At 65.3% G+C, this 22592-nt stretch carries 23 protein-coding genes, 1 tRNA gene and 1 riboswitch; of the genes, 16 read left to right on the top strand and 8 right to left on the bottom strand.

Annotated elements, in window-relative coordinates:
• Nucleotides 1–305: 305 nt before the first annotated feature.
• From GWG67_RS07290 to GWG67_RS07280, 3 genes are all read left to right on the top strand, one after another.
• The gene (locus GWG67_RS07290) at nucleotides 306–1508 is read left to right on the top strand and encodes an aspartate aminotransferase family protein (protein WP_275168448.1); all 1203 of its coding nucleotides are present in this window, start codon (nucleotides 306–308) and stop codon (nucleotides 1506–1508) included.
• A complete protein-coding gene (argF, locus tag GWG67_RS07285) occupies nucleotides 1508–2455 on the top strand; it encodes an ornithine carbamoyltransferase (RefSeq protein WP_275168447.1) in 948 nt (315 codons plus the stop codon). The genes GWG67_RS07290 and argF overlap by 1 nt, the downstream gene beginning before the upstream one ends.
• A gap of 148 nt (nucleotides 2456–2603) precedes the next feature.
• Nucleotides 2604–3611 (top strand): Hsp33 family molecular chaperone, encoded by a 1008-nt coding sequence (locus tag GWG67_RS07280; protein WP_275168446.1) that lies wholly within the window; start codon nucleotides 2604–2606, stop codon nucleotides 3609–3611.
• 140 nt (nucleotides 3612–3751) lie between these two features.
• On the opposite strand, the gene apaG is transcribed toward GWG67_RS07280, so the two are convergent.
• Nucleotides 3752–4156, bottom strand: a complete 405-nt coding sequence (apaG, locus tag GWG67_RS07275; RefSeq protein WP_156948545.1) for a Co2+/Mg2+ efflux protein ApaG — start codon at nucleotides 4154–4156, stop codon at nucleotides 3752–3754.
• 193 nt (nucleotides 4157–4349) lie between these two features.
• Here apaG and GWG67_RS07270 point away from each other — a divergent pair, with 193 nt between their 5' ends.
• The 3 genes from GWG67_RS07270 to GWG67_RS07260 are packed head-to-tail and all read left to right on the top strand — an operon-like array spanning nucleotide 4350 to nucleotide 7399.
• On the top strand, nucleotides 4350–5615 hold the full coding sequence (locus tag GWG67_RS07270; protein ID WP_275168445.1) for an OpgC domain-containing protein: 1266 nt from the start codon (nucleotides 4350–4352) through the stop codon (nucleotides 5613–5615).
• A complete protein-coding gene (locus GWG67_RS07265) occupies nucleotides 5615–6394 on the top strand; it encodes an SGNH/GDSL hydrolase family protein (protein WP_275168444.1) in 780 nt (259 codons plus the stop codon). Before GWG67_RS07270 ends, GWG67_RS07265 begins: the two co-directional genes overlap by 1 nt.
• Nucleotides 6395–6406: 12 nt before the next feature.
• A complete protein-coding gene (locus GWG67_RS07260) occupies nucleotides 6407–7399 on the top strand; it encodes an SGNH/GDSL hydrolase family protein (RefSeq protein WP_275168443.1) in 993 nt (330 codons plus the stop codon).
• Nucleotides 7400–7543: 144 nt separating this feature from the next.
• On the opposite strand, the gene GWG67_RS07255 is transcribed toward GWG67_RS07260, so the two are convergent.
• The gene (locus tag GWG67_RS07255; protein WP_275168442.1) at nucleotides 7544–8740 is read right to left on the bottom strand and encodes an O-succinylhomoserine sulfhydrylase; all 1197 of its coding nucleotides are present in this window, start codon (nucleotides 8738–8740) and stop codon (nucleotides 7544–7546) included.
• A 70-nt stretch (nucleotides 8741–8810) separates the two neighbouring features.
• Nucleotides 8811–8890: riboswitch (SAM riboswitch) on the bottom strand.
• Nucleotides 8891–9000: 110 nt separating this feature from the next.
• Here GWG67_RS07255 and GWG67_RS07250 point away from each other — a divergent pair.
• The 4 genes from GWG67_RS07250 to GWG67_RS07235 all read left to right on the top strand — a co-directional run bounded on the left by GWG67_RS07250 (nucleotide 9001) and on the right by GWG67_RS07235 (nucleotide 13469).
• Entirely contained in the window at nucleotides 9001–10107 is a 1107-nt protein-coding gene (locus GWG67_RS07250; protein ID WP_275168441.1) for a 2'-deoxycytidine 5'-triphosphate deaminase, read from the top strand.
• 166 nt (nucleotides 10108–10273) lie between these two features.
• Complete coding sequence (locus tag GWG67_RS07245; RefSeq protein WP_275168440.1) at nucleotides 10274–10684, top strand: PAS domain S-box protein; 411 nt, start codon at nucleotides 10274–10276, stop codon at nucleotides 10682–10684.
• 122 nt (nucleotides 10685–10806) lie between these two features.
• Nucleotides 10807–11859 carry a hypothetical protein gene (locus GWG67_RS07240; protein ID WP_275168439.1) on the top strand — a complete coding sequence of 351 codons (1053 nt, stop codon included), beginning with the start codon at nucleotides 10807–10809 and terminating at the stop codon, nucleotides 11857–11859.
• 164 nt (nucleotides 11860–12023) lie between these two features.
• Nucleotides 12024–13469: an MATE family efflux transporter gene (locus GWG67_RS07235; protein ID WP_275168438.1), complete on the top strand. Its 1446-nt coding sequence runs from the start codon at nucleotides 12024–12026 to the stop codon at nucleotides 13467–13469.
• On the opposite strand, the gene GWG67_RS07230 is transcribed toward GWG67_RS07235, so the two are convergent.
• The 5 genes from GWG67_RS07230 to GWG67_RS07210 form a co-directional block, all read right to left on the bottom strand.
• Complete coding sequence (locus GWG67_RS07230) at nucleotides 13466–13942, bottom strand: hypothetical protein (RefSeq protein WP_275168437.1); 477 nt, start codon at nucleotides 13940–13942, stop codon at nucleotides 13466–13468. The two genes, GWG67_RS07235 and GWG67_RS07230, sit on opposite strands and share 4 nt — an antisense overlap.
• A gap of 96 nt (nucleotides 13943–14038) precedes the next feature.
• A complete protein-coding gene (locus GWG67_RS07225) occupies nucleotides 14039–14443 on the bottom strand; it encodes an SRPBCC family protein (protein ID WP_275168436.1) in 405 nt (134 codons plus the stop codon).
• Nucleotides 14444–14633: 190 nt separating this feature from the next.
• Entirely contained in the window at nucleotides 14634–14993 is a 360-nt protein-coding gene (locus GWG67_RS07220) for a VOC family protein (RefSeq protein ID WP_275168435.1), read from the bottom strand.
• A 56-nt stretch (nucleotides 14994–15049) separates the two neighbouring features.
• The gene (locus GWG67_RS07215; protein WP_275168434.1) at nucleotides 15050–15889 is read right to left on the bottom strand and encodes a helix-turn-helix transcriptional regulator; all 840 of its coding nucleotides are present in this window, start codon (nucleotides 15887–15889) and stop codon (nucleotides 15050–15052) included.
• A 9-nt stretch (nucleotides 15890–15898) separates the two neighbouring features.
• Complete coding sequence (locus GWG67_RS07210; RefSeq protein ID WP_275168433.1) at nucleotides 15899–16477, bottom strand: methylated-DNA--[protein]-cysteine S-methyltransferase; 579 nt, start codon at nucleotides 16475–16477, stop codon at nucleotides 15899–15901.
• A gap of 173 nt (nucleotides 16478–16650) precedes the next feature.
• On the opposite strand from GWG67_RS07210, the gene GWG67_RS07205 reads away from it, so the two are divergent.
• The 3 genes from GWG67_RS07205 (at nucleotide 16651) to GWG67_RS07195 (ending at nucleotide 18022) form a co-directional block, all read left to right on the top strand.
• Nucleotides 16651–16724 (top strand) — tRNA-Gly (locus tag GWG67_RS07205).
• A gap of 238 nt (nucleotides 16725–16962) precedes the next feature.
• Nucleotides 16963–17544: a helix-turn-helix domain-containing protein gene (locus GWG67_RS07200; protein WP_275168432.1), complete on the top strand. Its 582-nt coding sequence runs from the start codon at nucleotides 16963–16965 to the stop codon at nucleotides 17542–17544.
• A 10-nt stretch (nucleotides 17545–17554) separates the two neighbouring features.
• A complete protein-coding gene (locus GWG67_RS07195; protein WP_275168431.1) occupies nucleotides 17555–18022 on the top strand; it encodes a GNAT family N-acetyltransferase in 468 nt (155 codons plus the stop codon).
• Between the two features lies 1 nt (nucleotide 18023).
• Here the strand turns inward: GWG67_RS07195 and GWG67_RS07190 are convergent, their stop codons facing one another.
• Entirely contained in the window at nucleotides 18024–18551 is a 528-nt protein-coding gene (locus tag GWG67_RS07190; protein WP_275168430.1) for a DUF1003 domain-containing protein, read from the bottom strand.
• A 112-nt stretch (nucleotides 18552–18663) separates the two neighbouring features.
• Between GWG67_RS07190 and GWG67_RS07185 the strand changes: the two genes are divergently transcribed.
• From GWG67_RS07185 to xylA, 3 genes are all read left to right on the top strand, one after another.
• Entirely contained in the window at nucleotides 18664–19722 is a 1059-nt protein-coding gene (locus GWG67_RS07185) for a LacI family DNA-binding transcriptional regulator (protein WP_275168429.1), read from the top strand.
• Between the two features lie 82 nt (nucleotides 19723–19804).
• The gene (xylB, locus tag GWG67_RS07180) at nucleotides 19805–21259 is read left to right on the top strand and encodes a xylulokinase (protein ID WP_275168428.1); all 1455 of its coding nucleotides are present in this window, start codon (nucleotides 19805–19807) and stop codon (nucleotides 21257–21259) included.
• Nucleotides 21260–22582 (top strand): xylose isomerase, encoded by a 1323-nt coding sequence (gene xylA, locus GWG67_RS07175; protein ID WP_275168427.1) that lies wholly within the window; start codon nucleotides 21260–21262, stop codon nucleotides 22580–22582.
• Nucleotides 22583–22592: the final 10 nt, after the last annotated feature.

Below are 22592 nucleotides of genomic sequence, written 5' to 3'. Positions count from 1 at the left end.
AGATCAGAACCACTGCACGAGATGTCGTATCTGACAATCCAAACGCTACAATATGGCGTGACTCCCGCGCAAGAGTCCGCCGACTCGCTTCCACATGTTCCGTGGTGAAATCCCGCAAAATCGGCACCGCAAGACTACGGATTCAGCGTTTCGCGAGGCTTTCCGGGCGGCATTGACACCGGTTTCACCGGGCCTAAGATAGTCGTGCGTGCCGCCCTCAAGAGGCGGCACGTTTCGTTTTCCGGGCCGGTCGATGGTGCGTTGCGCAATGCACGCACACCGTCCGCAACATTCAAGTGATCGTCATGACTAACAGCGTAGCGCCGCATTTGCTCCCCGTTTTCGCCAGGTCCGACCTCGGTTTCGAGCGTGGCGAAGGCTGCTGGCTGATCGCGACCAATGGCGAGCGCTATCTCGATTTCACCTCCGGGGTGGCGGTGAATGCGCTCGGTCATGCCCATCCGGCGCTGGTCGCGGCGTTGCAGGAGCAGGCCGCTAAGCTCTGGCACATGTCGAACCTGTTCCAGAGCCCGGACGGCGAAAAGCTCGCCGCGCGCCTGTGCAATGAAAGTTTCGCGGACTTCGTGTTCTTCTGTAATTCCGGCGCCGAGGCGCTGGAAGGTGTGATCAAGCTGGTCCGCCATCATCACTTCTCCAACGGGCATCCGGAGCGCTATCGCATCATCACGTTCGAAGGCGCCTTCCACGGCCGCACGCTGGCGACGCTGGCTGCGACGGGTTCGGCAAAATATCTCGAAGGTTTCGGCCCTCCGATGGAGGGCTTCGACCAGGTTGCGCATGGCGATATCGAGGCCGTGAAAAAGGCGATCGGTCCGCACACCGCCGGCATCCTGATCGAGCCGATCCAGGGCGAGGGCGGCGTGCGTTCGGCAACGCCCGCCTTCCTCAGGGCGTTGCGCCAGCTCTGCGACGACAAGGGCCTGCTGCTCGCCTTCGACGAGGTGCAGACCGGCATGGGCCGCACCGGCGATCTGTTCGCGCATCGTCGCACCGGCGTCACCCCCGACGTGATGTCGCTGGCTAAGGCGCTCGGCGGCGGCTTCCCGATCGGCGCGGTGCTCGCGACTGCAGACGCGGCTGCCGGCATGGGGCCCGGCTCCCACGGCTCGACCTTCGGCGGCAACCCGCTCGCGATCGCGGCGGCAAACGCCGTGCTCGACGTCATGCTCAAGCCCGGCTTCTTCGACCACGTGCAGAGGATGTCGCTGCTGCTCAAGCAGAAGCTCGCCTCCGTGATCGACCGTCATGGCGATGTCGTCAGCGAAGTGCGCGGCGAGGGCCTCCTGATCGGCATCAAGGCCGTGGTGCCTTCAGGCGATCTCGTTGCCGCCTTGCGCGCTGAAAAGCTGCTCACCGTCGGCGCCGGCGACAATGTCGTGCGTTTCCTGCCTCCTTTGATCGTCACCGAAGCCGAGATCGAGGACAGCGTCGGGCGGCTCGAGCGCGCCTGCACGGCGTTGTCCGGCAACAAGCGGGCGGCAAGCTGATGAACAAGTCGCCCGACAAAACACCCAAGAAAACACCGAAGCACTTCCTCGATATCAACGAGCTGCCGCTGTCGGAGCTCAAGCGCATGCTGGCCGCGTCCACCGCGATGAAGGCGAAGCAGAAGGCGCATCAGCCGGTCAGGCCGCTCGAAGGCAAGACGCTGGCGATGATCTTCGAGCGCCCCTCGACACGGACGCGGGTGTCTTTCGACGTCGCCATGCGCCAGCTCGGCGGCGAGCCCATCATGCTCACCGGCGCCGAGATGCAGCTCGGCCGCGGCGAGACCATCGCCGACACCGCGCGCGTGCTGTCGCGCTATGTCGATGCCATCATGATCCGCATCCTTAATCACGATGCCCTGCTGGAGCTTGCGGCGAACGCCACCGTACCCGTCATCAACGGCCTGACACGGCGCTCGCATCCCTGCCAGGTGATGGCCGACCTCATGACGTATGAGGAACATCGCGGCCCGATCGAGGGCAGGACCGTGGCCTGGACCGGCGACGACAACAACGTGCTGGCGTCCTGGGCGCACGCCGCCGAGCGCTTCAAGTTCCAGCTCAATGTCGCGACGCCGCCGGAGCTCGCGCCGAAAAAGGCGATGCGCGACTTCATCAAGGCGACCGGCGCGCCGATCATGCTCGGTACGGATGCCGAAGCGGCCGTGCGCGGCGCCGATTGTGTCGTAACCGACACCTGGGTGTCGATGGGCGACAAGGAAGGCGAGCACCGCCATAACGTGCTCAAGCCATATCAGGTCAATGCCCAGCTGATGTCGCTGGCCAAGCCCGATGCGCTGTTCATGCACTGCCTGCCCGCCCATCGCGGCGAGGAAGTCACCGACGAGGTGATCGACGGTCCGCAATCCGTCGTGTTCGACGAGGCCGAAAACCGCCTGCACGCACAGAAGGGCATTCTGGCCTGGTGCTTCGACGCGGTGAAGTAACGCGGCCGATGAAGCAGGTTTGGATCGTCGTCCTGGCGAAAGCCAGGACGACACTGAGTGTGCCGCGCTTGTTTGCGATCCAATCGTTGCCTGGAACACTCAGCCCGCCCCCCTTCCAATTCCGCCTTCCGACCCCAGATAAAGCGCCATGGTTTCCCAATCCCCAGACATGAAAACCGGGCCCGAAGGCCCGGTTCGCGCGCCATCCGCAGTTCCGATCGATGACGCCGTGCTGCCCTACGAGGTCGACGCGCTCGACGTGCGCGGTCGCCTGGTGCGGCTTGGTTCGGCGCTCGACGAGATCCTGACCAAGCACGATTATCCCGCGCCGGTCGGCAAGCTGCTCGGCGAGGCCATCGTGCTGACTACGCTGCTCGGCTCCTCGCTGAAATTCGAGGGCCGCTTCATCCTCCAGGCCCAGACCGACGGTCCGGTGTCGTTCCTGGTCGTGGACTACCAGGCGCCGGATCGCCTGCGCGCCTATGCCCGCTACGACGCCGCGCGCCTCGGGGATGCAAAAGATTCCGGCGCGCTGCTGGGCCACGGTCATCTCGCCATGACGATCGACCAGGGCCCCGACATGAGCCGCTACCAGGGCCTGGTCGCGCTCGACGGCGGCAGCCTCGAAGACGCCGCTCACGAATATTTCCTGCGCTCCGAGCAGATCCCGACCCGCGTGCGTCTCGCGGTGGGCGAGGAGTGGCGTTCGAACGACGGCGGCAAGCATCGCTGGCGTGCCGGCGGCATGCTGATGCAGTTCCTGCCGAAGGCGCCCGAGCGCGCGCGGCAGGCCGATCTGCATCCCGGCGATGCGCCCGAAGGCGTCGAAGTGCATGCCGTCGCTGAAGACGATGCCTGGGTCGAGGCGCGCTCGCTGATCGAAACCGTCGAAGACGTCGAGCTGATCGATCCCGAGCTGTCCGGCGAGCGGCTGCTCTACCGTCTCTTTCATGAGCGCGGCGTGCGCGTGTTCAATCCGCTGGCCTTGAAGGCGCAATGCTCCTGCTCGCGCGATGCGGTCGCATCGATGTTGAAGAGCTTTTCGCCCGACGACCGCGCCGCGATGGTCAAGGACGACAAGGTCGTCGTCACCTGCGAGTTCTGCTCGTCGGTGTACGAGTTCACACCGGATGAGGCGGGCGTGGAAGACGCGTAGGCTGCCCCTCCGTCATTGCGAGCGGAGCGAAGCAATCCAGGATCTCTCCGAGGAAAGACTCTGGATTGCTTCGCTGCGTTCGCAATGACGAGGTTCGGGGAAGCCGCGTGCCAGGCGCTCGTACACCGTACGACACCGCGCTAATTCAACACCCGCTTGTTGTCCGGGCTGTCCAGCGAGAACGTCGGCACGTCGATCTCGAAGCGCTCGCCGGTTGCGCTGACCATCTGGTAGCGGCCGGTCATGAAGCCCGAGGCGGTCGTGAGCGGTACGCCGGAGGTGTATTCGAAGCGTTCGCCGGGGGCGAGCGTCGGCTGCTCGCCGACCACGCCCTCGCCCTTCACCTCCTGCTGCCGCCCGGTGGCGTCGGTGATGATCCAGTGCCGCGTCTTGAGCTGCACGGTCTCGTCGCCGGAATTGGTGATGACGATGGTGTAGGCCCAGAAATAACGGGAGCGGTCGGCCGACGACTGCTCCGGAACAAAGTTCGGCTCGACGGTCACTTCGATCTGGCGGGTCACGGCGCGGTACATGATTGCCATCATACCGAAATCCGCCCGGGAACCAAACGCCGGAGGCGGCTTTAGCGACATCGTCCCGCCAGAATTCGCAGGGAAGTACACGTCCAAATGTACTTGCAAATGTATTTGCATGTGATCCGGTCGCTTTGCGAGATGACGGCCGGACCGGTACACTCCTTGCCACATCGCGATTTGCGGAAGGGTTTTTAGGCCCCCGATGACCATTGCCGACCAAGTGACGGGATCGACGATCGCGGGAACTGCTAAGCCTGTGGAGGCCAAGTCCGCGGGGGCAAAGCGGCGCGCGGCCGCGCCGGCCATTTCGCTGCCCGCCATCGGCGAGCGCGAGCTCCGGCTCGACCTGTTCCGCGGCCTCGCGCTGTGGCTGATCTTCATCGACCATTTGCCGCCGAGCCTTCTGACCTGGTTCACGATTCGCAATTATGGCTTCAGCGACGCCACCGAGATCTTCATCTTCATCTCCGGCTATACCGCCGCCTTCGTCTACGGTCGGGCGATGCTGGAGTCCGGCATCGTCGTCGCCACCGCGCGCATCCTGCGGCGCGTCTGGCAGATCTATGTCGCCCACGTCTTCCTGTTCACGATCTTCCTCGCCGAAATCTCCTACGTCGCGACCAGGTTCGAGAACCCGCTCTACACCGAAGAGATGGGCATCATGGATTTCCTCAAGCAGCCCGACGTCACGATCGTGCAGGCGCTGCTGCTGCGCTTCCGTCCCGTCAACATGGACGTGCTGCCGCTCTACATCGTGCTGATGCTGGCGCTGCCCTTGATCCTGTGGCTGATGAAATGGCGCCCCGATGTGACGCTCGGTCTCTCCGTCGCGCTCTACGCGGTGACCTGGGAATACGACCTCTATCTGTCGGCCTATCCGAACGGCTTCTGGGCCTTCAATCCCTTCGCCTGGCAATTGCTGTTCGTGTTCGGGGCATGGTGCGCGCTTGGAGGTGCGCGACGCATGTCGCGCATTCTGGCTTCGCGGGTGACGATGTGGATCGCGATCGCCTATCTGGTCGCGGCATTCTACGTGACGCTGACCTGGTATGTGCCGCAGCTCTCCCACTTCATGCCGAAGCGGCTCGAGCAGTGGATGTATCCGATCGACAAGGCCGACCTCGACGTGCTGCGCTTCACGCATTTCCTGGCGCTGGCCGCGCTCACCGTGCGCGTCCTGCCGCGGGACTGGCCGGGCCTGAAATCGCCCTGGCTGCGGCCGCTGATCCTGTGCGGCTCGCATTCCCTGGAGATATTCTGTCTCGGCGTCTTCCTCGCCTTTGCGGGCCATTTCATCCTGGCCGAGGTCTCGGGCGGCCCGGTCATGCATGCGCTAATTAGTCTCTCCGGAATCCTGATCATGTGGGCCATGGCCTGGCTGATTTCGTGGTACAAGCGGGTGGCTGATAAGAGCGGTTCGAAAACCAAAAGCGCCGTCGGCAGCGCCGATATGGCGGGAGGGGGCTGATGAAGGCGAAGGTTTTCCTGAGCCTGATCCTGCTGTGCGGTGGTCTCGCCGCGCCTCCGGCGCGCGCGGGCGATGCTGCGTCTGCTGCTTCAGCCGCGCCTGCAGCCTGTGAATTGCCATCCTATCTGCTCAGCAGCGAAAGCCAGCTTCCCAAGGTCGCCGATGCCATCAAGGCCGGCAAGCCGCTCGAAATCCTGGTCATCGGCAGCCGTTCGACCACGATTCCGGCTTCCGAGGACGCCTCTTATCCCGCGCGGATGCAAGCTATCCTGAAGGACAAGCTGCCGCCGTCCGAGGCGGTGCACGTCTCCGTAGAAATACAGAGCAAGAAAACGGCGGAGGAGGCGGCCGCCAGCTTCGTTAAGCTGATGGAAGCAAAAGCGCCTACTTTGGTCATCTGGCAGACCGGGACCGTGGATGCTATCCGAGCCATTGATCCCGACGATTTTCGTGGCGCGGTGACCGAAGGGGTTGTTGCGTTGCAAAAGGCAGGGGCTGACGTCGTCTTGATGAATTTGCAGTACAGTCCGCGTACCGAAACCATGATTTCGGCGCCGCCATACCTCGACAATATGCGGGTGGTGGCGCAGGAGCACGATATTCCGCTGTTCGATCGTTTCGCGATCATGCGGCAGTGGAATGATCAGGGGCAGTTCGACCTGTTCAGCCCGTCGCGCGGGCCTGAGCTGGCGAAACAGGTCCATGATTGCCTTGGCCGGGCGTTGGCACAGTTCGTGATCGACGCTGCCCATCTGGAGCCGGCCCAGCAGCAAAATTGAGGTCTAGCGTTAATGAGTTCTCTCCGCCCTTTTTGCCTGACGGCATGGCTGGCTGTGCCCGCAGCAGCGCTGCTGCTGGTGCTGAGTCCGGCCTCGCAGTCGCACGCGCAGACGCAGGCCGCGCAGGCAACGCCGGCCCCGCAGCAGTCGGCTAATCCGGCTCCCGCTTCGCCGTCCCAGACCACCGTCGCAGCGACGTCCCCCGATCAGCGTGGCATTACGGCGCGCGCCATCGACAAGGTGAAGCAGGTCGCGAAATCCGCCGGCGACATTTTCAGCCGCGTCCCCTGCCTGTCGCCGAAGGGCGGCTCGAAGGCAATGGGCTCGCTGCCGCATGTCGCGGGCAAGCTCGTCGCCGGCCAGCCCGTCGTCATCGTCGCATTCGGCTCGTCGTCGACCGCGGGATTCGGCGCGAGCTCGCCTGAGTTCAACTATCCCAATCGCCTTGCCGCACAGCTGCACCGGCACTATCCGACCGCGGACATCACCGTCGTCAATGCCGGCGTCGGCGGCGAGGACGCGCCCGAGATGATGAAGCGCCTCCAGAAAGAGGTGATCGATGTGCATCCGGATCTGGTGATCTGGCAGGTCGGCACCAATGCCGTGCTGCGCAATCTCGATCCCGGCGAGACGGCCAAGCTCGTGGAGGACGGCATCGCCAGCATCCAGGCTGCCGGCGGCACCGACGTCGTGCTGGTCGATCCGCAATATTCGCCCGCCGTCAACCAGCGCGCGGACAGCGCCGGCAAGATGGTGAAGCTGCTCGGCAAGGTCGCCGAGCTCCGTCACGTCGGCATCTTCCCGCGCTTTGAGGTGATGCGCGACTGGCATGAGAAGCAATCGATTCCGGTCGAGAGCTTTGTGATCGCCGACGGCCTGCACATGAACGATTGGGGCTATGCCTGCTTCGCCCAGCTCCTCGGCGACGACATCATCCGCTCCGTCGGCCAGATCAAGCTCGGCGTCAACGTGCCCGGGGACGTGCGGACGTACCGGCCGATGTGACTTGTCGTCCCGGCGAAGGCCGGGACCCATACCGCGTGATCCATCAATGGTGCGCGGTGTTCGTGCCGCGCCCCTTAACTCTGGGTCTTCGCCAAACTGCTTCCTGTGGTTATGGGTCCCGGCCTTCGCCGGGACGACAATAATTCACGCCTTCTCCAGTGCGGCGGTCAGATCCTCGATCAGATCATCGGCGTGCTCGAGCCCCGCCGAGAAGCGGATGAAACCCTCGCTGATGCCGAGCGCGGCACGGTCCTCTGGCTTCAAACGTTGATGCGTCGTGGTCGCCGGATGCGTGACGAGGCTCTTGGCGTCGCCGAGATTGTTCGAGATCTTGGCCAGCTTGAGCTCGTTGAGCACGCGGAACGCCGCCTGCTTGCCGCCCTTGACCTCGAGACCGACCAGCGTCGAGCCGCCGCGCATCTGCTTCTTCACCAATGCAGCCTGCGGATGATCGGCGCGGCCGGGAAACACCAGCCGCGAAATCTTCGGATGGCTTGCCAGCACGTCCGCGATGCGCGCCGCCGTCTCGGTCTGCGCGCGCACGCGCACGGCGAGCGTCTCCAGGCCCTTGAGCAGGACCCAGGCGTTGAACGGAGAGATCGACGGGCCGGTCTGGCGCATGAAATTGTGGATGTGCTCGGCGATGAACGCTTCCGAGGACAGGATGATGCCGCCGAGACAGCGGCCCTGGCCGTCAATGTGCTTGGTGGCGGAATAGACCACGACGTCGGCGCCGAGCGCGAGCGGGCTCTGCCAGATCGGGGTGGCGAACACGTTGTCGACGACGAGCCGCGCGCCGCCGCTGTGTGCGATCTCGGCAATGCCGGGAATGTCGAGCACGTCGAGCGTCGGATTGGTCGGGCTCTCCAGGAAGAACGTCTTGGTGTTCGGCTTCATGGCGCGCTGCCACTGGTCGAGATCGAGGCCGTCGACGAGCGTGGTCTCGATGCCGTAGCGCGGCAGCAAATCCTGCACGACGTAGAGACACGAGCCGAACAGCGCGCGCGAGGCCACGACGTGATCGCCGGCCTTGAGCGGCGCCAGGATCGCTGTCGTCACCGCGGCCATGCCGGTCGCGGCCGAACGTGCCGCTTCGGCACCTTCGAGCTCGATCATGCGGCGCTCGAACATCGCAATGGTCGGATTGGAGTAACGTGAATAGATGAAGCCGGGGTCCTCGCCCTTGAACCGCGCCTCGCACTCCTCGGCGCTGTTGTAGACGTAGCCCTGGGTCAGGAACAGCGACTCCGAGGTCTCGCCATATTGCGAGCGCAGGGTGCCGGAATGGACCAGGCGGGTTTCGGGACGGTAGTGCGCGGTGGGCGCCGGGGGCTTCGACATAGGATCTCCTCTGCGTGACCATCGAAATGGTCACAAAAAAACCGGCCTGGAATATCTCCACGGGCCGGGATCACAGAGGTCCCCGGCCTGTTTAGCGACTTATTTAACGTGGCTGCAAGCCGGCCGGCTCAAATCACCACGGGATAAGTCATGCTCATATTCCGCAATGCCCTTTCCGTCAAGACGTCCATCGGATAGCCGTAAAACGCTATTATTTCCCCGTGTGTCGGGATGAATTGGACCCCTATGAGGACCCCCGGTTGACGTTCACGGTTGCCGCCGACGCCAATGGTATCCTGCCCGACCGCATGATCGCGGCGATGGCGGAGGGCGGTCTCATCCTGCCCGCATACGATTTCGTCGAGAGCCAGATCCAGCCGGCGAGCCTCGACCTTCGCCTCGGCGACATCGCCTATCGCGTTCGCGCCAGCTTCCTGCCCGGTCCCGGCGCCACCGTCGCCGAGCGCATCGACGAGTTGAAGCTGCACGAGTTCAGCCTCGCCGACGGCGCAGTGCTGGAGACCAACTGCGTCTACATCGTGCCGCTGCTCGAAAGCCTCGCGCTGCCGCCGGAGATCGTCGCGGCCGCCAACCCGAAAAGCTCGACCGGCCGGCTCGACGTCTTCACCCGCGTGATCGCCGATGGCACCCGCCGCTTCGACATGATCGGCGCCGGCTATCACGGCCCGCTCTATGCCGAGATCAGCCCGAAGACGTTCCCGGTGCTGGTCAGCGAAGGCTCGCGCCTGTCGCAGGTGCGCTTCCGCACCGGCGACGCCATCCTCAACATCGACGACCTTGAGGCGCTGCACGCGACCGAGCGTCTCGTCGATATCGACGATGCCGATCTCACCGGCGGCGTCGCCGTCTCTGTTGACCTTTCCGGCGAGAAGAGCGGGGGCTTCGTTGGCTACCGCGCCAAGCGCCACACCGGCGTCATCGACGTCGATCGTCGCGCCGGCTATTCCGTCGACGAGTTCTGGGAGCCGATCTCGGCCCGTCCCGACGGCAGCCTGATCCTCGATCCCGGCGAGTTCTATATCCTGGCGTCGAAAGAGGCGGTGCAGGTGCCGCCCGATTACGCCGCGGAGATGGTGCCGTTCGATCCGCTGGTCGGCGAGTTCCGCGTGCATTATGCCGGATTCTTCGATCCCGGCTTCGGCTATGCCGGTGCCGGCGGGCTGGGCTCGCGCGCCGTGCTCGAAGTCCGCTCGCGCGAAGTGCCGTTCATCCTCGAGCACGGTCAGATCGTTGGCCGCCTCGTCTACGAGAAGATGCTGGCCCGTCCCGACGCCATGTACGGCCAGCGCATCGGCTCAAACTACCAGGCCCAGGGCCTGAAGCTGAGCAAGCATTTCCGGGTGTAGCGATAGCCTCGCCCTCCGCTGTCATGCCCCGGCTTGACCGGGGCATCCAGTACGCCGCAACCTATCGGTTCGATGACATCCGCTTCTCGCCCGATCAAGTCGGGCGATGACACCGAATCTGTGTCAGGATGAGAAGCGAAATCCGGGCTACGTCCGAGGTGGCGAAATGACAGATCAATCCCAACTGGACGCAAAAATTCTCGACGACGTTGCAGACGCGCTGATCTATTCGGATCGCTCCGGCACGATCATGCGCTGGAATCGCGCATCGTCCGCACTGTTCGGCTTCTCCGCGGACGAAGCGCTGGGCCAGAATCTCGACCTGATCATTCCCGAACATCTGCGCGCCGCGCACTGGAAAGGCTTCGAGGCCGCGCTTGCCAGCGGCGCGATGAAGCTTGCGGGCAAGCCGACACTGACCCGCGCGCTGCACAAGGACGGACGCAAGCTCTACATCGAGATGACCTTCGCGCTGGTGCGGGACGCCGCTGGAGTGGTGCAGGGATCGGTGGCGATGGCCCGTGACGTGACCGAGCGCGTCGAGCGCGAGCGTGCCGCCAAAGCTGCGCAAAACTAAGCCTCGCAAAATTCGTGATGCGGAATTGGCGAGCCGGCGTGCAGGGCGCCCTGCGTGCGGCTCAGCTTGTCCGTCACTGGATGCAGTGACACACTCGATCAAAACAACGATCGGGAGCGAACATGACCGCCGCATCAGACCCCGCGCAGGAAGCTCAATGGAAACGCTGGCGCGCCGTTGCGGATCTCTATCACGCCTATTTCACCGGTCTGATCCTCACCGTGGTGACGCGTCGCGGCACGGCGGATGCCGCCGAGTTCGTCTTTCGCGTGTTTCGCCGCCAGCAGCAGGAGCGCTTCCTGCCGGGGCTGGAGAAGCTCGGGCTGAGCCATCTGCCGCCCGCCGTGGCGGCCGCGCAATATCACTACCTCTCGAACTGGATCGGCGGCGTGCACGTCGAATACATGCATGAGAGCGATCGCAAAGCCTGGATCCGCTATCCACCGCCGCGCTGGATCTGGAAGGGCACCGCGATCTGCGGCGTGCCGGGCGAAGTCTCACGCGCGATGCTGCGCGGCTGGCATGCCAACAACGGTGTGGCGCTCGGCGATACCAGATTGGGGTTCGTCTGCACCAAGCAGAGCGTCGACGGCCAGGACGGGCTCGAAGGCTACTATTATCAATATGACCAGCCGCTCGAACTCGACCAGCGCCTCGTGTTCGCGCGGCATCTCGAAGCGCCGCTGTTCGATGCCGCCGCGGCTCCGGCATTGCCGGTCGCAAGCTGGCCGAGACCGCGACTGGAAAAAGCCTATCGCAACTACGCCATGGAATATGTGCGCACCGCCGCGCCCGTAATGGTGCAGCTGTTCGGTCCGGAGGATGCGGGTTATCTCCTGCACCTCACCGGCAAGCTGATCGGGATGCAATATTTCGATGAGGTCGCTGCGGCGCTGTCGATGGGCCGCGGCGGTGCGAGCGACTTCGCGACGTTCCTCAACGCGCTGTTGGTCGCGCAGGACGATGCGGCTGAGACGACGCAATCCGAAGGCACGTTTGAAATTCGTCAGCAGAGCTGGAAGTTGATGGACGGCGTCGCCGATTATCACCCCACCTGCGCCAAGGTGCTGGCAGGGTTGTTTGAAGGGCTTGCGGCCGGGTGCGGGCGGCACATCGGCGTGCACCTGTCCCCGACACCGGGCGGCCGTCCGCCATTGCTCTGGCGCATCGGTTAATTCCTCCACGAAATGCGCTGCCGCAGGGCACGCCTGCACCTGGCGCAGGAGGAATCGCTGCGCGTCGTGCTAACAAACCTCTCGTTGCGCCCTGCGCGCGAACCAATTCATTGGCACACCTAAGCATTGCTGCGCCGCAAATGGCGCTTTCGCCCGGAGAGGACATGTCAGACATCGCCGAGATTCCGGTCGATGAACAAGAGCGTCCGCTGCCGCCGCCCCCGCGCCCCGTGAGGAGCGCGCTGACGGACGGGCCGATCCTGCGCACGTTGCTCGGACTGGCGTGGCCCAACGTTGTCGCGCTCTCCGCCGGTACCTGCACAGTGATTGCGGAGACCTCCTATATCGGACGTCTTGGTGTGGAAGCGCTGGCCGCGATGGCGCTGGTGTTTCCGACAGTGATCCTGACCATGACCATGTCGGGCGGTGCGATGGGCGGCGCGGTAGCCTCCGCCATCGCGCGGGCGCTCGGCGCCGGCGATCGCGAGCGTGCCGGGACGCTCGCCGCGCACGCGCTCTTGATCGGCATCAGCTTCGGCCTCGTCTTCATGCTGGGCATGCTGATCTTCGGACCCAAGGTGCTTGAGATGCTCGGCGGCCGCGGCGAGGTGCTGACGCATGCGATCGCCTACACCCAGGTGTTTTTCGGCGGCGCCGTGCTGCCTTGGCTGCTCAACACCATGGCCGGGGTCCTGCGTGGCACCGGCAACATGAAGCTGCCGTCGCTGTTGATCCTCAATTCTGCGGCCTGGCAGATCGTGCTCGGCGGCACGCTCGGCCTTGGGCTCGGCCCGGTGCCGCAATTCGGCATGCGCGGCGTCGCCGCCGGCGCGCTGATCGCCTATTGCATGAACATCGGCGTGATGGGCTGGTACCTGTTCTCCGGCCGCGCCCGCGTGACGCCGAAGCTGCGCGGACTTCGCATCCAATGGGCGATGTTTTTCGACATCCTGAAGGTCGGCGCCATCGCCTGCTTCTCGCCGCTGCAATCGGTGCTGACGATCTCGATCTTCACTCACATGCTAGCGAAATTCGGCACCGCGATCCTCGCCGGCTACGGCATCGGTGCGCGGCTGGAATTCCTGCTGACCTCGATCGCGTTCTCGTTCGGCATCGCCTCGGTGCCGATGATCGGCATGGCGGTCGGCGCCGGCCGCATCGCCCGCGCCCGACGCATCGCCTGGATCGCGGCCGCGAGCGCCTTCGTCGCCGTCGGTGCACCGGCGTGCCTGGTTGCGATCTTCCCCGATCTCTGGGTCAACATCTTCACCGACAGCGCGACCGTGCGCGCCACCAGCCATCAATATTTGTCGACGGTGGCGCCGTTCTACGCCTTCATCGGCCTCGCCTCGACGATGTATTTCTCGTCGCAGGGCGCAGCCAAGGTGATCGGCCCGGTGCTGGCGCAGACCGCGCGGCTGATCTACATCTCGGCGGTCGGCTGGTGGCTGTCGACGCATGACGCCACCGCGCAAAGCTTCTTCTGGCTGGCGGCGAGTTCGATGGTCGTGCTCGGCCTGCTCTCGTGCTCCAGCGTGGTGCTGACACGCTGGGGACCGCGCCAAACCAAACCTGCGATCAGGCCGGCTCTGTCGGCCGCTGCGGACTAGCGGTGCCTGTGGCGGCGATGGCCGCCACCGCCGCCGACATTGGCGAGCCGCATCAGTTGCGGAATCATCGCCATCATGTCGCCGCCACCGGCACCGCCGAGCATGCCCATGATATCGCCGCCGCCTATGCCGCCCATTCCGGTCGGCATTGTGCCGCCTGCGCCCGCGTAGCCGCCGTAATTGGGTGCACCGAAACCACCGCCGAAGTTACCTGCGTTGAGGCCACCAATTCCGCCGCCGCCATTCTCCATCATGCGGCTCATCATCGGGCCCATGGTCTGCATCATCATGCCGAAGCGGCGCTTGCCCATCTTGGCCTTCATCATCTCCAGCATCGGTGCCATCTGCGTCATCATGTCCTCGCCGCCGGCACCGCCGCCGCCGAGGAACTGCGCCTTTGCCGGCGCGCTCGAAATCGAAAACATCAGCAGCACGGCGGCCGCCTGGCAGATCACCTTGTCCGCACCTCTCATGGCCTGCTCCTCGCGTGCGTGGCGCCGCCGGGAGAGCGGAGCCAACCGGACGCACGGCGCCATATTGCGGACGAGGGTTTGGCTCTGTGAGAAAGATCACGCAGCTGCTGCTGCTGGAAACGCCCGGTGTATGGCGGCAACGGCGTCCTTGGTCTGTCCCTGCACATAGGGCGCGAGCTCGTTCGGCAGCATGTCGATGATCCAGACCAAGCGGCATCTCGCCTCGCCCTCCGCGATCACCTGCACCGAGGCGCTGTAGTGCTTCAGACGCTCGTTGTTGATCGCGTAGACCAGCCGCTGCCGCGCATCGTCGCAATCGACCAGCACCTCGCGTGCCACTGATCCGTTGGCGAAGGTGACGATGCGCGCGTCGCCGTCGAGCGTGCAGGCCGTGACGAAGCCCGGCGCCAGCCGCCGATGCAGCGCACCGAAATCGCGCACCGCATCCCAGAGGTCGCGCGCCGGGGCGGGGAGGGGAATGTCGTTGTGGATGGAGGCCATGGTTGAATCCTGGTTGAGTCTTTGATGTAGAGAGGCGAGCGATAGCGCCGTCATCTCAGCTGTCATCGCCCGACTTGATCGCGCGATCCAGTATTCCAGTGGCCGCTGTGATGAAATCGAGAAGCTGCGGCGTACTGGATGCCCCGGTCAAGCCGGGGCATGACAATGTGTGTGGTGAGGCCTGCCGCACTCACACACAAACCGCCTCGACATTGTTGCCGTCGGGATCGATCAAAAACGCCGCATAGTAAGTCGGGCTGTAATCCTTGCGCGGGCCGGCGCCGCCATTGTCGCGGCCGCCGCTCTTCAAGCCCTCGCTGTGGAATGCCTTGACCGAATCATGATCCCCGGCGCGAAAGGCGATATGGGCGCCATCGGCCTTGCGTCCCTTGTTCAGGTGCAGCCATAGCCCGGGTTCGCCCTTCGGCCCGAAGCCGGCATAACCGTCACCGCTCGAGCACAGGACATAACCGAGCGGCGCCAGCACCGCGGTGTAGAAGCGCGTGGCGGCGTCGAGGTCGGCTACGCGCAATCCGATATGGTCGTACATGGTCGTCTCCATTTCCAAAGCGCGCCGCAATCGGCGCGCGCCGGAGACGAACCTAGTCAGTTGAGGGCAAGCTGTTCTTGGAGAATCTTGCGCTCGCCCTTCGAGGCCTGACGGAACTTGGTAGGCGACACGCCGGCGGCGCGGTGGAAGGTGCGGACGAAGTTGGAGAGATCGCCGAACCCGACGTCATAGGCGATGTCGGTGACGGCGATGTCATCGTCGGTCAGCAGCCGCGCCGCGTGCCGCAGCCGCGAGCGCACCAAATATTGATGCGGGGTGACGCCGAGCACGGCGGAGAACAGCCGCAGGAAGTGGAAGGGGCTGAGGCCTGCCTGCCGCGCGGCCTGTTCGAGGTCGACCTCGGCATGCGAATTGGCGTCGATCCACAGCGCGGCTTCCACGGCGCGGCGGCGGTCGCGCGCGGTCGGCCTCGTCGGCTTGCGCGCCTTGCCCGAGACGACATCGACGAAACGGCCCGCGAGGATCTGGCCGACCTCGTCGAGACCGAGGTCGCTGTTGCCATCTGCCGCCGTCTGGGCGAGTTCGCCCAGCACCATCAGCTCGGGCAGAGGCGGCGTCGCGCCGACCTGCCAGACGTCGCGACGGCCGCCGAGCGCGTCGACCAGATCCTCGCTGAGGAAAAAGGACAAGCAGACGTCGCCGGCGACATGCTCATGCGTGCAGGTGTATTCCTCGCCTGGCGCGCCGACCAGCATCGAGCCCGCCACCAGATCGAAGAACCCGGCGCGGCAATGACAGCCAAAGCTGCCCGCGCGGACATAGGCGATGGAATGGCCGGTGCGGCATTCCGCAAACGGGCTGTCGTCCGGTCCCGCGTCGCAGCGAAACTCGGAGACGGTCATCGAGGGGGTGGTCAGCAGCGTTGTTGCATCCATGCCACCTATCTAGGTGGAGGGTCTCGGTGGGGCAACGGGCAGCAGCACGTCGAACAGCGTCTTGCTGGCGATCGGATGGGCGCCCTCCAGCGACAGCAGCCGCCGCTTGGAGATCACCCCGCCATAGGGCGAAAGCCGGTCGGTGTAATTGCCGGCCTCCAGCACCCGGTGGCAGGGCACGATCAGCATGTAGGGATTTTTCGCGATCGCCTGGGCCACCGAATGCGCGGCGCCGGAGGCGCCCAGCGTCTTGGCGATCTCGTGATAAGTGCGCGTCTCCCCGCGCGGGATGGCGCAGGCCGCTTCATAGACCCGCCGGTTGAAGCCGGGCACCCCGCTCGCGTCCAGGCTGACCTCGGAAAAATCAGCATCGCTGCCTTGCAGCAAGCCCACGATGCCCTCGATCGCGAACTCGGCGTTGGCGGAAGGCCGCTGCTCGCGCGCCTCGGGATGGACCCGGAAAATCCGGCGGCGGGAGTCGATCTCCCGCGCCTCCGGCAATTGCACGGCGACTATACCGGTGCTGCTCCAGATGATGCCGCAGCGCCCTATGGTCGTCTCGAATATCGCGTAGCCACGCCCCACCATGCACACGCCCCACTCAGTGCACGTCTCCCCAGACAGGCGATCATAACACCGCCACAATCCGGCGCGCACCCAAAATCTTACCGGAAACTTAAGAAGGGTCGGGCGGGCTGCGCCAAAGCGCTTGGCGAGATGCGCCGTCTCGGCTAATCAGAGCGGGCGCGAGCTGCGCATCCGCGGGCGTAGTTCAATGGTAGAACGGCAGCTTCCCAAGCTGCATACGAGGGTTCGATTCCCTTCGCCCGCTCCATCCTGCTTCGCGCCAAGGCGCTTCGCAGGACGTCGATATTCCGGCAGCGCGAAGCAGGATGCCCTTCGAAGCTTGAGCGACGAAGCCCGATGTTCTCTCGCGTGCGTCAGACCAAGTTTCCAATATATTAGCCCCTCGTGACCGGCACCCGCCGCTCTCTCGGCTAAGCTCCTCTCGCCTGGTGGCTTGCGGTCACCGCGCCGCGCCGCGTTCGGATGAAAGTCAGGACTTACAAGGAATGGACCAGCAAAAGCTCGATCGCGCGATCGGTCGTCGCTTGAAGACGCTGCGGACGCAGGCCGGCATGACGCTGAATGAGCTTGCCACGCGGTCCGGCGTCAGCCGGGCCATGATCGGGCGAGTGGAGCGGGCGCAGAGCAGTGCGACGGCTGCGCTGCTGGGAAAACTTTGCGCCGCGCTCGACGTGTCGCTCAGCGACGTCGTCGCACTGGCCGAAAAGCCGCCGGAGCGGCTGGTGCGGCTCGCCGACCAGCCGCACTGGCGCGATCCCGACAGCGGCTATCGCCGTCGGCACGCCTCGCCGACGGACGCGGCGAGCGGCATCGAGATCATCGTGGTCGATTTGCCGGCGGGTGCGCGGGTGCCGTACAGCCCCTGGGGGCGCAATGCCTTCACGCAGCAACTGCTGATGCTGGAGGGCGCGATCGCCGTGCATATCGACGCCAAGGCAGTTCGCCTGCGCGAGGGCGACTGCCTCGACTTCGATGTGATGCGCGCGGTGATCTTCGAGAACGAGACCAGACAGGACGCCCGCTACGTCATCATCACGCGCCGCGGCGCGTCCTACGGCAAGATGTGAGCCCCTGACGATGCAGATCCGCACCGGCGACACCTTTGATCCGCGCGTCATCGCGCTGCTCGATCATCACGTCACGGCGGCGCGGGCGCAGACCGCACCGGGCAGCGCCCATGCGCTCGATCTCTCTGGGCTGCGCGCGCCCGACGTGGCGTTCTGGACCGGGTGGGACGGCGAGACGTGGGTCGCCGTCGGTGCGCTGAAGACGCTGTCAGCCGAGCATGGCGAGGTGAAGTCGATGCATACGCTTCAGACCACGCGGCGGCGCGGCTTTGGCGGCCAGATGCTCCGCCACATTATCGTGGAGGCCCGCGCGCGCGGCTTGACGCGGCTCAGCCTCGAGACGAGCTCGTGGGACTATTTCAAGCCGGCGCACGCGCTCTACCAGGCGCATGGCTTTGTCCTGTGCGGCCCGTTCCAGGGCTATGTCGAGGATCCCAACAGCCTGTTCCTGACCCTGGATCTGTCGGCGAGCCGTTAGCTCAGGAGCGCGTCTCCTCGATCCTGTCGAGCACGCGCTCGGGGGCGATGTCGCGGCTTGCCTCCTCCAGATCCCGCTTCGCATCGGGCTGGACGTCGAGCCGCTCGGCGATTTGCGTGAGGAGGCGGGCTACCTTGGTCAATTCGTGCTCGGCGAGAAGGCTGATCTGGAGATCGAGATCGGCGCGCTTGTCCGCTGCTGCGCTCATGCGGTTCTGCGAGATCAGCACGAATGTCGACAGGAAGATCGCCTCGACCGAAGCAATCATCGCCAGCACCACGAAGCTTTCGTCCCAGGCCGGGATTCCCGGCAGCCAATGCAGATTGGCGATGATCCAGAAGCCGAACACCGCGACATGGAGGTAGACGAACGCCATGCTGCCGGTGAACGCCGTGATCGCATCGGCAAGTTTTTCCTGACCCCTGGCACCGCGCTGCTCGCGGCGGCGGCGCTCGACCAGGGCCTGGATGTTGCGCTCGAGCGTCGGGCTCAATCCCTCGCCGGGATCATGGGTGATATCGTTATGCACGCGGCAGCAACGGCGGACGGAAGAGGCTGTTCCTAGGTTCGGCTGCGGGAAAATGCGTGCCGTCCCTCAAAATGAGTTGCGTACCTCAAAACACCTCTGCTAGCCTTCAGTCATGGCCGATACGCTCACCACGACCGCGCTGACGCTGAAGGACATCGCCCGCCAGGCCGGCGTCAGCCTCGCGACGGTGGACCGCGTCCTGCACAATCGCCCGGGCGTGCGGCCGGATACCGTCCGGCGCGTCAAAGAGGCGATCGAGCGCAATTCGTTCCAGCCGCATGTGGCCGCCGCCGAGCTCGCCCGCGGCCGCGCCCGCCGTTTCGCCTTCGTGATGCCGTCGGGGCCGAACCCGTTCATGCAGCAGATCCAGGATTATCTCGGCGAGATGTCGGGCTGGCTGTCGTCCCGCCGCCTCGGCGTCGAGACGGTCGCAACCGACGTGTTCGATCCGTCCGTGCTCGCGGCTTCCCTGGAAGGGCTCTCGGATGATTACGACGGCGTCGCCGTGGTGGCGCTGGATCATCCCGGCGTCCGCGCCGCGATCGACGATCTCGTCGATGCCGGCACCAGTGTCGTGACGCTGGTCTCGGACGTGCCGTCGTCGCGCCGGCACCATTATGTCGGCATCGACAACATTGCCGCGGGGCGCACCGCCGGCGCGCTGGTCGGGCGGCTGGTCGGACAAAAGTCCGGCAAGGTCGCGATCGTCGCGGGCTCGCAGGGCCTGCGCGACCATGCCGAGCGCATTTTTGGCTTCAACCAGGTGATGGCGTCGGAATTCCCCGGCCTCGGCGTGCTGCCGGTGCTCGAAGGACGCGACGAGGACGCGCGTTCGGAACAATTGTTGGCGCGGCTGTTGAGCCGGCATGCCGACATCGTGGGTCTTTACAATGTCGGCGCCGGCACGCAAGGCGTCGCCAACGCGTTGAACGAGAAGGCGTTGAGCGATGCCGGCCGCGACAGGCAGGTGGTGTTCGTCGGGCACGACGTCACCGCGCTGACGCGCCGGCTGCTGCTGCAGGGCGTGATGCATGCCGCGATCTCGCAGAACCCCGGACATGAAGCGCGCGCCGCCGTGCGCGTGCTGCTCGCGCTCGCCCGTGGTGAGCCGATCTTGCGCGAACAGGAGAAGATCAGGATCGACATCGTGATGCGGGACAATCTGCCTTAGCGTCAGGTGGAATTCGAAACGACCCGTTGCGGATAAGGCGACTTTGAGTTCGCGCACCGCAACAGGCGAAAGGGAGGATGGCGTGTATCTCGGTATCGACATCGGCACATCAGGTGTGAAAGCGGTGCTCGTGAGTGAAGCCGGCGCGGTTGTCGCGACGGCGGCGCGCGAGCTTGCGCTGTCGCATCCCGCGCCGCTGTGGTCCGAGCAGGATCCCGATGGCTGGGTCGATGCGGCGGTCTGCGCGGTTGACGATCTTGCCGCCCGCCATCCGCGCGAGGTCGCGCGGGTGCGCGGCATCGGGCTGTCGGGCCAGATGCACGGCGCGACGCTGCTGGACGAGGACGGACGGCCGCTGCGTCCCGCGATTCTCTGGAACGACGGCCGCTCGCACGCCGAATGCGTCGCGCTGGAGCGGCGCTGCCCGTCGCTGCACACGATCGCCGGCAACCTGGCCATGCCCGGTTTTACCGCGCCGAAGCTGCTCTGGGTCGCCAGGCACGAGCCGAAAATCTTCGCGCGCGTCGCAAAGGTGCTGCTGCCGAAGGCCTATGTCCGCTATCGCCTGACCGGCGAGATGATCGAGGACATGTCGGACGCGGCCGGCACGCTGTGGCTCGATGTCGGTCTGCGCCGCTGGTCGGCCCTGCTGCTGCATGCCACCGGGCTCGATCTCCATCATATGCCGCGCCTTGTCGAAGGCAGCGAGGTCAGCGCGACGCTCGCGCCGGACTACGCGCAACGTTGGGGCATGGCTAGGGATGTCGTGGTCGCCGGCGGCGCCGGCGATAACGCCGCGAGCGCGATCGGGCTCGGCGCCATCGCGCCGGGCGATGCGTTCCTGTCGCTGGGAACCTCAGGTGTGGTGTTCCGCGTCACGGATCGGTTTGCACCGGCGCCGGCCTCGGCAGTCCATGCGTTCTGTCACGCACTGCCCGGCCGTTGGCACCAGATGGGCGTGATGCTGTCGGCGGCGGCGTCGCTGGCCTGGCTCGCGGGCGTGATGGAGGTTCCGGCCGCAGCGCTGCTGGCGCCGCTCGGCGAGCGCGTCGATGGACCGAGCCCGGTCAAGTTCCTGCCTTATCTCGACGGCGAGCGCACGCCGCACAACGATGCCGCTGCCAGCGGTGCCTTCGTCGGCCTGCGCGGTGCGACCGGGCGCTCCCAGATCGTTCAGGCCGTGCTCGAAGGCGTCGCATTCGCCGCGCGCGACAATCTGGCGGCGCTGAGCGCGGCCAGCGGACCGCTTGCCGAGGTCGATCTCGTCGGCGGCGGCTCGCGCTCGCCGCTGTGGGCGCAGATCTGCGCCGATGTGCTCGGCATTCCCGTCCACCGCGTCGAGGAGGGCGAGGTCGGGGCGGCACTCGGCGCCGCCAGGCTCGGCCGGCTCGCCGCCACCGGCGAAGACGCGGCTGCGGTTTGCACCCGTCCCCGGCGGCTCGCGAGCTTTACGCCTCGCGCATCGGTCAGCGCGGCCTATGACGAGGCCTATCGCCGCTGGCGCGAGCTTTATCCTGCGTTGAAGGAGTGTGCCTAAGTGAATGCGTCAGCGAAATTCTTCGATACAAGCGTACCTGTCGCCTTCGCCGGCAAGGATGCGGGCAACGCGCCCGCCTTCCGCTGGTACGATAAGGACCGCCTCGTTCATGGCCGCAGGATGGAGGACCATCTGCGCTTTGCGGTCTGCTATTGGCATTCGTTGTGCTGGCCCGGCGGCGATCCCTTTGGCGGCGAGACGTTCCTGCGGCCCTGGCATAACGGCACCGATGCGATGGCGCAGGCGCGCGCCAAGGCCGACGTCGCCTTCGAGCTGTTTCGCTTGCTCGACGTGCCCTTCTTCACCTTCCACGACGTCGATGCGGCGCCGGAAGGCAACTCGCTTGGCGAATCCGTCGCCAACCTCAATGCCATCGCCGATCTGTTCGAAGCGAAGATGGCCTCGAGCAAAGTGCGCCTGCTCTGGGGCACCGCCAATCTGTTCACGCATCGCCGTTACATGGCGGGCGCGGCCACCAATCCGGACCCCGAGATATTCACCTATGCCGCCGGCCAGGTCCGCGCCGCGCTGGAGGTGACGCACCGTCTGGGCGGCCAGAACTACGTGCTGTGGGGCGGGCGCGAGGGCTACGAGACGCTGCTCAATACCGATCTCAAGCGCGAGCTCGACCAGCTCGGCCGCTTCGTCTCGCTGGTCGTCGAGCACAAGCACAAGATCGGCTTCAAAGGACCGATCCTGATCGAGCCGAAGCCGAAGGAGCCGACCAAGCACCAATATGATTTCGACGTCGCCACCTGCTACGGCTTCCTCGCGCGTTACGACCTGCTGAAGGACGTCAAGCTCAACATCGAGCAGAACCATGCCATCCTCGCCGGCCACTCCTTCCATCACGAGGTTGCGCTCGCGGAGGCGTTGGGCGTGTTCGGCTCGCTCGACATCAACCGCGGCGATGATCTGCTTGGCTGGGACACCGACCAGTTCGCGATGAACGTGCCCGAGCTTGCCCTGGTGTTCCACGAGCTCCTGAGCCGCGGCGGCTTCACCTCCGGAGGGCTGAATTTCGACGCCAAAATCCGCCGCCAGTCGATCGATCCCGACGATCTGATCCACGCCCATGTCGGCTCGATGGATGCCTGCGCGCGCGCGTTGCTTGCCGCCGCAGACATGCTCGATTCCGGCGCGCTCACTGTGCCGCTTGCGAAACGCTACGAGGGATGGGCGGGGCCCGAGGGCAGCGCCATTCTCGGCGGCCAGCGCTCGCTCGCCGAACTTGCCGACCGCGCGCATGGCCCGGGCTTTGACCCGCAGCCGCGCTCGGGCCGGCAAGAATATCTGGAATCCCTCGTCAACCGCTACGTCTGAGGAAGGCCGC

Source organism: Bradyrhizobium sp. CSS354 (genome assembly GCF_029051725.1).
Classification (GTDB): Bacteria; Pseudomonadota; Alphaproteobacteria; order Rhizobiales; family Xanthobacteraceae; genus Bradyrhizobium.
This window is presented reverse-complemented; position numbering and strand designations above follow the sequence as displayed.

What these genes read in the sequence shown, in the direction of transcription:
- GWG67_RS07195 (WP_275168431.1), top strand. Translation starts at nt 17,555, where the DNA reads ATGCAGATCCGCACCGGCGACACCTTTGATCCGCGCGTCATCGCGCTG.
- GWG67_RS07230 (WP_275168437.1), bottom strand. Translation starts at nt 13,942, where the DNA reads ATGAGAGGTGCGGACAAGGTGATCTGCCAGGCGGCCGCCGTGCTGCTG.
- GWG67_RS07245 (WP_275168440.1), top strand. Translation starts at nt 10,274, where the DNA reads ATGACAGATCAATCCCAACTGGACGCAAAAATTCTCGACGACGTTGCA.
- GWG67_RS07215 (WP_275168434.1), bottom strand. Translation starts at nt 15,889, where the DNA reads ATGGATGCAACAACGCTGCTGACCACCCCCTCGATGACCGTCTCCGAG.
- GWG67_RS07280 (WP_275168446.1), top strand. Translation starts at nt 2,604, where the DNA reads ATGGTTTCCCAATCCCCAGACATGAAAACCGGGCCCGAAGGCCCGGTT.
- GWG67_RS07260 (WP_275168443.1), top strand. Translation starts at nt 6,407, where the DNA reads ATGAGTTCTCTCCGCCCTTTTTGCCTGACGGCATGGCTGGCTGTGCCC.
- GWG67_RS07290 (WP_275168448.1), top strand. Translation starts at nt 306, where the DNA reads ATGACTAACAGCGTAGCGCCGCATTTGCTCCCCGTTTTCGCCAGGTCC.
- apaG (WP_156948545.1), bottom strand. Translation starts at nt 4,156, where the DNA reads ATGATGGCAATCATGTACCGCGCCGTGACCCGCCAGATCGAAGTGACC.
- GWG67_RS07185 (WP_275168429.1), top strand. Translation starts at nt 18,664, where the DNA reads ATGGCCGATACGCTCACCACGACCGCGCTGACGCTGAAGGACATCGCC.
- GWG67_RS07270 (WP_275168445.1), top strand. Translation starts at nt 4,350, where the DNA reads ATGACCATTGCCGACCAAGTGACGGGATCGACGATCGCGGGAACTGCT.
- GWG67_RS07210 (WP_275168433.1), bottom strand. Translation starts at nt 16,477, where the DNA reads ATGGTGGGGCGTGGCTACGCGATATTCGAGACGACCATAGGGCGCTGC.
- GWG67_RS07265 (WP_275168444.1), top strand. Translation starts at nt 5,615, where the DNA reads ATGAAGGCGAAGGTTTTCCTGAGCCTGATCCTGCTGTGCGGTGGTCTC.
- GWG67_RS07255 (WP_275168442.1), bottom strand. Translation starts at nt 8,740, where the DNA reads ATGTCGAAGCCCCCGGCGCCCACCGCGCACTACCGTCCCGAAACCCGC.
- GWG67_RS07225 (WP_275168436.1), bottom strand. Translation starts at nt 14,443, where the DNA reads ATGGCCTCCATCCACAACGACATTCCCCTCCCCGCCCCGGCGCGCGAC.
- GWG67_RS07220 (WP_275168435.1), bottom strand. Translation starts at nt 14,993, where the DNA reads ATGTACGACCATATCGGATTGCGCGTAGCCGACCTCGACGCCGCCACG.
- argF (WP_275168447.1), top strand. Translation starts at nt 1,508, where the DNA reads ATGAACAAGTCGCCCGACAAAACACCCAAGAAAACACCGAAGCACTTC.
- GWG67_RS07200 (WP_275168432.1), top strand. Translation starts at nt 16,963, where the DNA reads ATGGACCAGCAAAAGCTCGATCGCGCGATCGGTCGTCGCTTGAAGACG.
- GWG67_RS07240 (WP_275168439.1), top strand. Translation starts at nt 10,807, where the DNA reads ATGACCGCCGCATCAGACCCCGCGCAGGAAGCTCAATGGAAACGCTGG.
- GWG67_RS07235 (WP_275168438.1), top strand. Translation starts at nt 12,024, where the DNA reads ATGTCAGACATCGCCGAGATTCCGGTCGATGAACAAGAGCGTCCGCTG.